Below are 11,949 nucleotides of genomic sequence, written 5' to 3' on the forward strand. Positions count from 1 at the left end.
TCCCGTGCCATACGGCTTGCCCGAGGGGTTTGCCCGTAAGGCAGCCGACGTCCCCGGCACGGTCCGTCAAAGACCCCCCGCGCTCGCCTCGCGCCGCGACTCACAGAAGAGGCAGCACCCTGACTACGACGTTTCGAGAACTCGGGATCCTTCCCGAGACCGCCGAGGCCCTGGAAGCCGTCGGCATCATCACTCCCTTCCCCATCCAGGAGATGACGCTCCCCGTCGCCCTCTCGGGCACGGATGTCATCGGCCAGGCCAAGACCGGCACCGGCAAGACGCTGGGCTTCGGCCTCCCGCTCCTCGAGCGCGTGACCGTCCCCGCCGACGTGGAGGCCGGACGCGCCGCCCCCGAATCCCTCACCGACACCCCGCAGGCGCTCGTCGTCGTCCCCACGCGCGAGCTGTGCACGCAGGTCACCAACGACCTGCTGACCGCGGGCAAGGTGCGCAATGTGCGCGTCATCGCGATCTACGGCGGTCGGGCCTACGAGCCCCAGGTCGAGGCCCTGAAGAAGGGCGTCGACGTGGTCGTCGGCACCCCGGGCCGGCTCCTGGACCTCGCGGGCCAGAAGAAGCTCAACCTGAGCCACGTCAAGTGCCTGGTCCTCGACGAGGCCGACGAGATGCTCGACCTGGGCTTCCTGCCCGACGTCGAGAAGATCATCAACATGCTTCCGGCCAAGCGCCAGACCATGCTGTTCTCGGCGACCATGCCGGGCGCGGTCATCGGCCTCGCGCGCCGGTACATGTCGCAGCCCACCCACATCCGGGCCACCGCGCCGGACGACGAGGGCGCGACCGTCGCCAACATCAAGCAGTTCGTCTACCGCGCGCACTCCATGGACAAGCCGGAGATGATCGCCCGCATACTGCAGGCCGACGGCCGCGGACTGGCGATGATCTTCTGCCGCACCAAGCGCACGGCCGCCGACATCGCCGAGCAGCTCCAGCGCCGCGGCTTCGCCTCCGGCGCGGTCCACGGCGACCTCGGCCAGGGCGCCCGCGAGCAGGCGCTGCGCGCCTTCCGCAACGGCAAGGTGGACGTCCTCGTCTGCACCGACGTCGCCGCGCGCGGCATCGACGTCGAGGGCGTGACCCACGTCATCAACTACCAGTCCCCCGAGGACGAGAAGACGTACCTGCACCGTGTCGGCCGTACGGGCCGCGCGGGCGCGAAGGGTACGGCGATCACGTTCGTCGACTGGGACGACATCCCGCGCTGGCAGCTCATCAACAAGGCGCTGGAGCTGGGCTTCAACGACCCGGTGGAGACGTACTCCACCTCCCCGCACTTCTTCGAGGACCTCGGCATCCCCGCGGGCACCAAGGGTGTTCTGCCGCGATCGGAGCGCACGCGCGCCGGTCTGAACGCGGAGGAGCTGGAGGACCTGGGCGAGACCGGTGGCCGCGGTGCGCGCGGTCGCGGTGGCCGGGGTGGCCAGAGTGGTCATGGCGAGGACCGTTCCGCGGAGCGTGAGCGTGAGCGTCCGGCGCGTACGCCGCGTCGTCGCCGCCGTACGCGCGGCGGAGCGGACACGGACTCCACGGCCGGTACGACTCCGGTCGACTCCGCGTCGCCGGCCGCCGAAGCCGCCGAGGCACAGGAGCCGACGTCCACCCGGACCCCGCGCCGCCGTCGCCGCACCCGCAGTGGGGCGTCCGCGGAGCAGCCGGTGGCCGCGGCCGCCCAGCCGACGGTGACCGAGGCCGCCGAGGCCGCGGTGACCACGGCAGAGGGTCCTGCCGCGATCGAGACCCCGGAGAAGCCGCGCCGCCGCCGTACACGCAAGTCGGCGGAGCAGCCGGTGACGCCGGCCGAGAGCACGGCCGAGGTCGCCGCCGAGCCCGAGGCACCGGTGGCCACGGCCCCCGCCGAGGCGCCGGAGGCGAAGCCGCGCCGCCGCACCCGCAAGGCCGCGGAGCCGGCGGCTGCCGCCGAGACCGCGGTCGACACGGCCGAGGCCGTCGAGGCCAAGCCGCGCCGCACCCGCAAGGCCGCCGCGGCCGCCGTGGAGGCGCCGGAGACCGCCGCCGAGGCCGTCGAGGCCGCGCCGCGCCGTCGTACGCGCAAGGCGGCCGAGGCCGTGGTCGACACGGCCGAGGCCACCGAGGCGAAGCCCCGCCGCACCCGCAAGGCCGCCACCACCGCCGAAGCCGCCGTGGACACGGCCGAGGGCACGGAGGCCAAGCCCCGCCGCACGCGGAAGACCGCCGCCGCCCCCGAGGCCGCCGCGGAGACCGCCGAAGCGACGGAGCCCAAGCCGCGCCGCACCCGCAAGGCCGCCGCGGCCGTCGTGGAAGCCCCGGAGGCCGCCGAGGCCGAGGCCAAGCCGCGCCGCGTCCGGAAGGCAGCGGCCGCCGTCGACGTGGTCGACGGTGTGGAGGCCAAGCCCGCCGTGCGCCGGACCCGCAAGGCCGCCGCCGCGGTGAGCGCCGGAATTCCGGCGCAGGCCACCGAGGAGCCGACGGCCAAGCCGCGCCGCACCCGCAAGGCCGCCGCCTCCGTCGAAGCCGCCGCCGAAGCCACCGGCGACCCGGCCGAGGCGAAGCCCAGGGCGCGCCGGACCCGCAAGGCAGCCGCGGCCGTGGAGGCCCCGGAGGCCTGATCCGGCGAGCAGGCAGCGACCCGAGAAACAGCCTGACGGCCCGGCCCACCTCGTGTGGGACCGGGCCGTCGGCGTCCCTGCCCCACCGCGGCGGGCGGGCGCCCGATAGCCTCTGCTCATGAGCAGGCCTCCCACGTTCGTCCCGCCCCCCGGCGCCCGCGCGTACTCCCTGCGTACCGCGCGAGGCGAGTTCGCCGTCGTCGACGCTCCCGTGGCCGCCGGTGCGGAGCCCAGGGGCGTCGCGCTGCTGCTGCCCGGCTTCACCGGAAGCAAGGAGGACTTCAACCCGCTGCATGTGCCGCTGGCCGAGCGCGGGTACCGTACCGTCGCCGTGGACGGGCGCGGACAGTACGAGTCCGACGGCCCGGAGCACGACGAATCGGCCTACGCGCAGGAGGAGTTGGCGCGCGACGTGCTGGCCCAGGCGGAGGCGCTCGGGACGCCCGTGCATCTGCTGGGGCACTCGCTCGGCGGGCAGATCTCGCGTGCCGCCGTGCTCATCGACCACACCCCCTTTCTGTCGCTCACCCTGATGGCCTCCGGCCCGGCCCAGATCTCCGTCTCCCAGCAGCAGCGCGTGAAGCTGCTGCGCGACGCCCTCGCCGTGATGTCGATGGACGAAGTGTGGGACGCGATACGGGCGATGGAGGCGCCGGAGGAGACCGAGACCGGCGAGCTCGACGAGGGCCTCGACGACCGGGAGGACCTGCGACGCCGCTGGCTGGGCAACAAGCCCGCCCAACTCCTCGCCACGGGGCGCCAGTTGTGCACCGAGCCGGACCGTGTCGCCGAACTCGCCGCCGTACCCCTGCCGTTCCACGTCCTGTCGGGGGCGCTGGACGACACCTGGCCGGTGACGCTCCTCGACGAGATGGCCGTACGGCTCAGGGCCCGGCGGACGGTCGTCGAGGGCGCCGAGCACTCGCCCAACACCGACCAGCCGCTCACCACCGCCCGTGCGATCGCCGGCTTCTGGGACCGGGTCACACAGCAGGGCCAGGGGGCTGGTGCAGCAGGGCCAGGGGGCTAGTACTGCGTCTGCAGGTGCTCCCAGAAGCCGTCCCGCAGGGCGCGGCGCAGGTCCGCCTGGCCGCGCAGGGAGTACTGGAGCAGGCCCTCGGCCTCGACGAGGAGGTCCTGGTCGACGGAGCCGGGCAGATAGGGGTGGCCCGGGAGCAGCTCGACGAGGGCCTCGCGGCCGCGGGCGGACAGCCACTTGGCGGCGATCTGGGCGCCGACGAAGCGGACGTCCTCGCGCGTCGGCCGGTTGGCCATGGCCTCGTACGCCGGCGCGGTGCGCCGGGAGACGTACGGCTTGAAGAATTCGAGGTCGAAGGTGCGCTGGCTGTCGACCTCCCAGAGCAGGGGCTCCGCCTGGTTGCGGCCCTCGGGGGCCTCGATGCCCCACAGGTGGACGCGGGCCCCGTACCCCTGCGCGGCCTCCACCGCCGACACCAGGTCCTCGTCGCCGCCGATGAGCGCCGCGTCGCTGATGGCGCGGTGGCGGGCGAGTGACTCCAGGTCGGTGCGGATCAGCGAGTCGACGCCCTTCTGCTGGTTGTTGGCGTTGAGGTTGCCGAGGCGGACCTTGACGTCCGGGAGTTCGGCGATGCACTGCTGCTCGGCCGTGTGGATGCGGCGCCGGGCGCCGTCGTACCAGTAGACCCGCAGCAGTCTGCTGTCCGCGAAGATCGTGCGGGCTCGGTCGATGAGCGCCTCGATCAGGCCCTCGGCGTCGAGGTCGAAGGCGCGTCGGTCCTCGGTCCCGGCCACCAGCCGACCCGTGGCCGCGTACAGATACCCCGCGTCGACGAAGATCGCATGGGTCGAGGGCGTCTTCGCCACTTCGGCGAGCATGCGCTGCAGCAGCTCGTTCGTGCGCTCGATGCGGGCCTGCAGGGCCGCGAGGTCGTCGTTCATCGCCTCCATTGTCCTGGCGGTCACGCTGCGAACACAACCGGTCCCGGTCGGTCTCGTGGCAACCTCTTACCAGTCGGTAATTAGGCGTTCGAAAAATTTCTTTAGCGTAGGGAATGTTTGTAACACGCAGCCCGTTGACTATGACGGAACAGCAAGACGAAGGGAGAGGCCATGCGCTTCGAAATCATGCGACTCGACGAGGTCGACGGGACGACCGTGGACAGCACCGTCGTGGATGCCGCCTCCGTCAACCGGATCGTCCAGCAGGCCGCCGCGATCGGCCAGCGCCTGTGGATCCGACCGGCCGAGACCACGGCCTCGTAACAGACGCGGATAACCGCTGAAGCTTCAGAGCCCCCGTACGGCACCGACGCCGTACGGGGGCTCTGCGCATACGTGGGCTCCGGAAACCCGGAGCTCACGTGCCGGACCCGGAACTCACGCGCCCTTGATCACCTGCGTGACCCCGTTGATGATCTGCTGCACGGCGATGGCGGAGAGCATCATGCCCGCGAGCCGTGTCACCAGGACCACGCCGCCGTCCTTGATGAGCCGGATGATCAGCAGCGAGTAGCGCATCACCAGCCACAGCACGACATGTATCGCGAGGATCGCCGACCACACCGACACCTGCATGGCCACGCTGTCGGCCTTCTGCACGGCCAGGATGACGGAGACGATCGCGCCCGGCCCGGCCAGCAGCGGCATGCCCAGCGGTACGAGGGCGACGTTGACGTCCTTGGTCTGCTTGGGCTCGTCCGTCTTGCCGGTGAGCAGGTCGAGCGCGATGAGCAGAAGCAGCAGCCCGCCCGCGATCATCAGCGCCGGGACGGAGACATGCAGGTAGTTCAGGATCTGGTGGCCGAGCAGTCCGAAGACGGTGATCACACCGCAGGCGACACAGACGGCCTGGAAGGCCATGCGCTTCTGCACCTTGCCGGGGCGTCCGGCGGTCAGCGCGAGGAAGATCGGGGTGATCCCGGGGGGATCCATGATGACGAAAAGGGTGAGGAAGAGGGAGCCGAAGACGGCGACGTCGAACATGGGTGAGCAAGCCTTGCGAGTGAAGAGGAAGAAGAGGGTGAAGAGGATGAAGGTGGGCGTGAGAGGGGTGGGCCTCAGGCTCCGCCGGTCCCCGGCACCGGGAACGCGCCGGTGGCCCGCCGCGTGATCTCCCCGTACACCTCGGGGTCCGTCGTGTACTCGCCCAGCGCCACGGTCTTGCGGCTGCCGTGGTAGTCCGAGGACCCCGTGACCAGCAGCCCCAACTCGGCGGCGAGCCCGCGCAGACGCGTCCGGGCATCGGCGTCGTGGTCCATGTGGTCGACCTCGATGCCGTCCAGACCGGCCGCGGCCATGTCCGCGATCCTGGGCTCGGGCACCGTGCGGCCGCGCTTGGCGGCGGCCGGGTGGGCGAAGACGGCGACGCCGCCCGCGCCCTTGATGAGCCGGATCGCCTCGAAGGGATCGGTCTCGTGCTTCTCCACGAAGGCCCGGCCGCCGTCGGCCAGCCATTCGGGCGTGAACGCGTCACTCACCGTCGGTACGACACCGAGCTCGACGAGCGCGGAGGCGACGTGCGGACGGCCGACGGAGCCGTTGCCCGCGATCCGCGAGACCTGTTCCCAGGTGACCGGCACACCCAGCTCGTTCAGCTTGGCGATCATCGCCTTGGCCCGCGGCACCCGGTCGTCCCGGACCAGCTCGCGCTCGGCGAGCAGGGCGGGCTCCTCGGGGTCGAAGAGGTAGGCCAGCATGTGCATGGAGACGCCGTCGAGACGGCAGGAGAGTTCGGCGCCGGTGACGAGGGTGAGCCCCGCCGGCACCGCGGCGAGGGCCTCGGCGTATCCGCGGGTGGTGTCGTGGTCGGTCAGCGCGACGACGTCCAGACCGGCCGCGGCGGCGTTGCGCACCAGCTCGGCCGGGGTGTCCGTACCGTCGGAGGCCGTGGAGTGGCAGTGCAGATCGATGCGCACGACGCGGACACTCCAAGCGGTGACGGGACGGAAGGGGACACCTAAGGATAGCCGGGTCCCAGGGGTGCCCTGTCACACCCGCACCCCCTATACACCCCCTACAGGCAACGCTCAGGGTTGCAACAGTCTCGGCGACAGCGCACCGCACGGCACCAGGTCCAGCTCGGCGCCCGCGTCCCGCAGATCGGTCAGCACCAGCTCGTCGTACATCAGCAGCCCGGTCTGCTCGGGCCAGACCACCGCCCACAGCCACAGCCCGCGCGCCTCGCCGGCGAACACGGCGCGGTCGTCCGGGGAGCCGGTGACATGCCAGAGCGGGGTCGGGCGGCCGGCGGCCAGCACCTTGGCCTGGGGCGGCTTCTCGACGTTCATGTACGGCCCCGGATCCGGGCCGTCGATGCCCGCGTAACGCGCACCCAGACCGACACCCAGCTCCTCGGCGACCAGGATCATCTCGCCCATGCCGCCGAGCGGACCGGGCCCCGAGCAGGCCACCGCGGTCGCCCGGCCGCCGCTGCGGTCGTCGCCCGCGCAGGCCACGCCCGTGAACAGCCATCCCACCGGCAGCGGCCATGGCATCCAGACCGGCACCTGGGTGCGATGCACCACCACGCCGAGGGCCTCGACGCTGGGCGGGATCACGGGCTGCACCGGATGCACGGTCCCGTGCACATCGCACTGCCACGAATCGGCGAAGAGTCCGGGAGCCCTGACCCGGCCACCACACTTCGGGCAACTGGGTTCGCCCCTCATAGGGCCCCACGGTCCTACCCCCGCTCCCCCACGTCAAGGACGATCACCCGTCCGGACGGAACCGGTCACCGCGCAAAACAAGATGCATCTTGCATTAGTTAGCCGAGCTAACTTAGTATGTGTAGATAGCAACCATCTCCTCGTCGGGAGCCTCGGGATTGGAGCGGACATGGACGCCTTCGACACGGGTGCGGGCGGCATCCTGCGGCAGCCCAGGGCGGTCTGGGCGACGGCCGGAGCCTCCGTCGTCGCCTTCATGGGCATCGGTCTGGTCGACCCGATCCTGCCGTCCATCGCCCAGGGCCTGAACGCCACCCCCGGACAGGTCTCCCTCCTTTTCACCTCCTACTTCCTGATCACCGCCGTGGCGATGCTGCTGACCGGTTTCATCTCCAGCCGGATCGGCGGCCGCAAGACCCTGCTGCTCGGCCTCGCGTTCGTCGTGGTCTTCGCCGGTCTCGCGGGCACGTCGGACTCGGTCGGCCAACTGGTCGGCTTCCGGACGGGCTGGGGCCTGGGCAACGCCCTGTTCGTCTCCACCGCGCTCGCGGTCATCGTCGGCGCGGCGGCCGGCGGGAGCGCGGCCGCGATCCTGCTGTACGAGTCCGCCCTCGGCCTGGGCATGGCGTGCGGCCCGCTGCTGGGCGCTCTGCTCGGCAACATCAGCTGGCGCTATCCGTTCTTCGGCACGGCCACCCTGATGGCGATCGGCTTCCTGTGCATCGCGGCGTTCCTGAAGGAACAGCCGAGGCCCGCGCGCAAGACCTCCGTCCTGGACCCGATCAGGGCGCTGGGCCACGGCGGACTCGCCTCCGCGGCCGTCTCGGCGTTCTTCTACAACTACACGTTCTTCACCGTGCTGGCCTTCACCCCGTTCGTGCTCAACATGACCCCCTACCGCTCGGGCGCCGTGTTCTTCGCCTGGGGCCTGCTGCTCGCCGTCTTCTCGGTGATCGTGGCGCCGCGGATGCAGAAGCGGTTCGGCTCGCTGAAGGTGCTCGGCGGCTCGCTGGTGCTGCTCGCCGCCGATGTGCTCGTCCTCGGCTACGGCAACCACACCGCGGCCGTCGTCTGCACGATCCTGTCCGGCGCCTTCATCGGCGTGAACAACACGCTCTACACCGAACTGGCCCTGGGCGTGTCGGACGCGCCGCGCCCCGTGGCGAGCGCGGGCTACAACTTCGTGCGGTGGTTCGCGGCCGCCGCGGCGCCGTACTTCGCGCCGAAGATCGAGGAGTGGACCGACGCGCGCATCCCGTTCGTGGTCGCGACGGTCACCGCGGTGCTGGGCGCGCTCGTGGTGCTCGTACGACGCGAGGCCCTCACGAACGAGGCCGAGGAGCTGGAGACCGCGCACGCCACCGAGGACGGCGTCACGGTCTTTGCCAACTGACCGAATCCCGACTTGCGTTGGTGAGATCGGTCACTCTCGCGAGGCCCGGCGTCAGTCGAGCGGGACGGATCCGCGGGCGGGATCCCGCAGATCCGTCCCGCTCGCGAGCCAGCGCTCCTGGAGGGCCTGGGCGCCGTGCACCCGCTTCCAGGCGGCCTCGTTCGGGGTCATCGGGAGCAGCGGCAGGAACCGTACGGGATCCATCGGCTCGTCGAGCTCCAGATCCTCGACCAGCCCGCCCGGCTCACCGACCAGGACCGAGGTGAACGGGGCGCCGGGCCACAAGGGTTCGCCCACGTCGAGGGAGGCGCCCGGAGCCACGACGACACCCTCCACCTGCGGGGACGAACCGAGGACGGCGAGCGGGCGGAGCACCTTGTCGGTGTCGGCGCGGCCGGCGCGGACGGACAGCACCAGCTCCGCCCGCGGCCCCTCGACCGGGTCGGCGAGCATCGCGTTGGGGTCCGTCATGGGGTGCGCGGACATGCCGAGCGTGGCGTAGCGGACGATGTCGCCCTCCTGGAAACGGAGCACCTCGATGCGGTCCGTACCGAGGAAGGTGACCGCGGCGCGCGCGTCCGGTTCTCCGAGCGTGGTACTCAACCGCGCCTCGACAAGAGGAAGAACATCAACCATGCGGTGAGCATAGAACTCGTCAGTACCGGGCAAAGCCGCGCCTTGACACCATGGGCGGCTGATACTCTGAGCCGGTGGTTCGGGACAGCACGCAGAAGCGTCGCGATCGGGTCCCGACGCCGATGAGACTCCCTTACGAGGGACCGGCCGGAGGAGGTGGGGCTGCGATGGACCGAAGTCGACCGTGCAGTACCACCCGCTCTTCCTGCCGTTGAACTAGCTGCTTCGGCTCGTCTGCCTGGCTGCCGCCTCCCGCATGCGTGCACGCTCCAGTCGTCGTACGGAAGAGCACTTCGTTTCGTTTTGTCTGATCTGTCTGATCTGCATCAGTAGTCGAATCAGCAGCGAAGCCCACCACCGCGACGGAGCGGTGCTCCCCGCTTTGTGGACGTGCCAAACATCCCGTAGCACGGACGTCCTCATTCCGGGCAGTTCCACCCGTCGCAGCGGCCCTTGCGTGCCTCGCTGCTCGTTGCGAAGGAGCCTGCCATGTCGATGATCCGCGACCTGCGTGCCGCGGTCCGTCCCTCCCGTCCCTCGCTGCGCAAGAGCAGCCTGCGGATGGACACGGGCCCGTACGACACCACTCGCGACCCCTCGACGCCCTCGGCCGTCGTCGACTGCGCGGTCTACCGCGACGGCGCCCGGGTCGAGAGCGCCAAGCCGATGACCCCGCAGGAGGCGATGCGGCTGGTGCGCCGTGACGGCGGGTTCGTGTGGATCGGTCTGCACGAGCCGACCGAGGCCGAATTCGCCGGTATCGCGAGCGAGTTCGGGCTGCACCCGCTGGCCGTCGAGGACGCGGTGCAGGCGCACCAGCGACCGAAGCTGGAGCGCTACGACGACTCACTCTTCACCGTCTTCAAGACCATCCACTACGTCGAGCACGACCGGCTCACCGCCAACAGCGAGGTCGTGGAGACCGGTGAGGTGATGTGCTTCACCGGCCGGGACTTCTTCATCACCGTCCGGCACGGCGGGCAGGGCTCGCTGCGGGCGCTGCGCCACCGGCTCCAGGACGACCCCGAGTTGCTCGCCAAGGGTCCCTCGGCCGTGCTGCACGCCATCTCCGACCACGTCGTCGACGGCTACATCGCGGTCGCGGACGCGGTGCAGGACGACATCGACGAGGTGGAGACCGAGGTCTTCTCGCCCGCCCGCAAGGGCGGGGTGTCGCGTGGTGTGGACTCGGCGCGGATCTACCAGCTCAAGCGTGAGGTGCTGGAGTTCAAGCGCGCGGTCTCGCCGCTCCTGCGGCCGATGCAGCTGCTGAGCGAGCGTCCGATGCGGTTGGTCGACCCGGACATCCAGAAGTACTTCCGGGACGTCGCCGACCACCTGGCCCGCGTCCAGGAGCAGGTGCTCGGCTTCGACGAGCTTCTCAACTCCATCCTCCAGGCCAACCTCGCGCAGGCCTCGGTCGCGCAGAACGAGGACATGCGCAAGATCACGGCGTGGGCGGCGATCATCGCCGTGCCGACGATGGTGTGCGGTGTGTACGGCATGAACTTCAAGTACATGCCCGAGCTGCACTGGAAGTACGGCTATCCGGTGATCATGGGCATCACGGTGGCCCTGTGTCTGGGCATCCACCGCACACTGAAGCGCAACGGCTGGCTGTGAGGGCGGCCACGGCGGCGGGGCGCGCGGATAGGCTGAACGCATGACAAGCGAGCTGCTCGACCAGGCCCTCGTCGAGGAGGCCACGAAGAAGTCCGGCCTCATCTGGGTCAAGGGCACCGGCGCCCCGGCCGCCCGTGCGCTGTGGCATGTGTGGCACGAAGGTGCGGTGTGCCTGGTCGGTGACGGCCCCGGGGAGCAGCCGCTCCCCGGGCTGGCCGACGGGGGCTTCGCCGAGGTGACCGTGCGCAGCAAGGACAAGGGCGGCCGGCTCGTCTCCTGGACGGCGTCCGTGTCCGAGCTGCCGTCCGGCTCCGCCGAGTGGGAGGCGGCGGTGGCCGAGCTCAAGGGCAAGCGCCTCAACGCCCCGGACGGCGAGGCGATGACCGCCCGCTGGGCCCGCGAGTGCCGGGTGCTCCGCCTGACCCCGACGGGCTCCACGACCCCGCTCCCCTCCACCAACCTGGCCGCGGCCCCCCAACCGACCCCGGCCACGACCCGCCACCCGATCCCGGCGGCTCTCCCCAGGCTCCTCGCGGGTCGCCGCAAACGCAGGTAACTCACCGGCTGGCCCGCGAGCACCGCTGCTCCCTGCCGACGTCTGGACCGAGTCGCCGTCGGTGAGCCGCGTTGTGGAGGCCGTGGGTGTCGGGTGGGCTTTCGGCGTACGGGGCCGAGTGCCGACGCGCTGCCTGACGCCGACAGATCCCCGTCGGCCTCCACGCCTCCTCGGTGAGCAACGCACGCTCAGCAACGCCACCGCGGCGACGCGACGACCAACCCCGGGACCAAGCACCGCACACACCGCCCGGCGCCCGAAGGCTCCGCAGCGCCGCTACCCCGACGCCTGCCCGGCCCGGCCACCACCCGCTGCAAGACGCCGCCAGGCCGCCGGGCCAGTGAGTGCCGATGCGCTCACTGGCGCCGACCGATCCCCGTCGGACTCCCACGCCTCCTCGGTGAGCAACGCACGCTCAGCAACGCCACCGCGGCGACGCGACGACCAACCCCGGGACCAAGCACCGCACACACCGCCCGGCGC

Annotated in this window: 11 protein-coding genes; 6 read left to right on the top strand and 5 right to left on the bottom strand. The window is 71.1% G+C overall.

The window, feature by feature from the left end:
- Positions 1 to 212: 212 nt before the first annotated feature.
- Complete coding sequence (locus tag ACZ4EG_RS25755) at positions 213 to 2,609, top strand: DEAD/DEAH box helicase (protein ID WP_467792246.1); 2,397 nt, start codon at positions 213 to 215, stop codon at positions 2,607 to 2,609.
- Between the two features lie 118 nt (positions 2,610 to 2,727).
- Positions 2,728 to 3,639, top strand: a complete 912-nt coding sequence (locus ACZ4EG_RS25760; RefSeq protein ID WP_467792247.1) for an alpha/beta fold hydrolase — start codon at positions 2,728 to 2,730, stop codon at positions 3,637 to 3,639.
- Here the strand turns inward: ACZ4EG_RS25760 and ACZ4EG_RS25765 are convergent.
- On the bottom strand, positions 3,636 to 4,529 hold the full coding sequence (locus ACZ4EG_RS25765) for an NYN domain-containing protein (RefSeq protein ID WP_467792363.1): 894 nt from the start codon (positions 4,527 to 4,529) through the stop codon (positions 3,636 to 3,638). The genes ACZ4EG_RS25760 and ACZ4EG_RS25765 overlap by 4 nt on opposite strands.
- A gap of 171 nt (positions 4,530 to 4,700) precedes the next feature.
- Between ACZ4EG_RS25765 and ACZ4EG_RS25770 the strand changes: the two genes are divergently transcribed.
- The gene (locus tag ACZ4EG_RS25770) at positions 4,701 to 4,853 is read left to right on the top strand and encodes a hypothetical protein (protein WP_184968404.1); all 153 of its coding nucleotides are present in this window, start codon (positions 4,701 to 4,703) and stop codon (positions 4,851 to 4,853) included.
- A 114-nt stretch (positions 4,854 to 4,967) separates the two neighbouring features.
- Here ACZ4EG_RS25770 and ACZ4EG_RS25775 read toward each other — a convergent pair whose 3' ends face one another.
- The 3 genes from ACZ4EG_RS25775 to ACZ4EG_RS25785 all read right to left on the bottom strand — a co-directional run bounded on the left by ACZ4EG_RS25775 (position 4,968) and on the right by ACZ4EG_RS25785 (position 7,258).
- The gene (locus tag ACZ4EG_RS25775; protein ID WP_467792248.1) at positions 4,968 to 5,573 is read right to left on the bottom strand and encodes a MarC family protein; all 606 of its coding nucleotides are present in this window, start codon (positions 5,571 to 5,573) and stop codon (positions 4,968 to 4,970) included.
- Between the two features lie 74 nt (positions 5,574 to 5,647).
- The gene (locus ACZ4EG_RS25780) at positions 5,648 to 6,505 is read right to left on the bottom strand and encodes a PHP domain-containing protein (RefSeq protein ID WP_467792249.1); all 858 of its coding nucleotides are present in this window, start codon (positions 6,503 to 6,505) and stop codon (positions 5,648 to 5,650) included.
- 111 nt (positions 6,506 to 6,616) lie between these two features.
- Positions 6,617 to 7,258, bottom strand: coding sequence for a DUF6758 family protein (locus ACZ4EG_RS25785; RefSeq protein ID WP_316748169.1), 642 nt, complete (start codon positions 7,256 to 7,258; stop codon positions 6,617 to 6,619).
- A 169-nt stretch (positions 7,259 to 7,427) separates the two neighbouring features.
- On the opposite strand from ACZ4EG_RS25785, the gene ACZ4EG_RS25790 reads away from it, so the two are divergent.
- Positions 7,428 to 8,651 (top strand): MFS transporter, encoded by a 1,224-nt coding sequence (locus ACZ4EG_RS25790; protein ID WP_467792250.1) that lies wholly within the window; start codon positions 7,428 to 7,430, stop codon positions 8,649 to 8,651.
- A 51-nt stretch (positions 8,652 to 8,702) separates the two neighbouring features.
- On the opposite strand, the gene ACZ4EG_RS25795 is transcribed toward ACZ4EG_RS25790, so the two are convergent.
- Positions 8,703 to 9,287 (bottom strand): suppressor of fused domain protein, encoded by a 585-nt coding sequence (locus tag ACZ4EG_RS25795; protein ID WP_453553507.1) that lies wholly within the window; start codon positions 9,285 to 9,287, stop codon positions 8,703 to 8,705.
- A 489-nt stretch (positions 9,288 to 9,776) separates the two neighbouring features.
- On the opposite strand from ACZ4EG_RS25795, the gene ACZ4EG_RS25800 reads away from it, so the two are divergent.
- Entirely contained in the window at positions 9,777 to 10,910 is a 1,134-nt protein-coding gene (locus ACZ4EG_RS25800; RefSeq protein WP_453553509.1) for a magnesium and cobalt transport protein CorA, read from the top strand.
- A gap of 40 nt (positions 10,911 to 10,950) precedes the next feature.
- Positions 10,951 to 11,466, top strand: a complete 516-nt coding sequence (locus ACZ4EG_RS25805; RefSeq protein WP_453553511.1) for a hypothetical protein — start codon at positions 10,951 to 10,953, stop codon at positions 11,464 to 11,466.
- The last annotated feature ends 483 nt before the right edge of the window (positions 11,467 to 11,949 follow it).

The organism is Streptomyces sp. NPDC025638 (genome assembly GCF_055558775.1).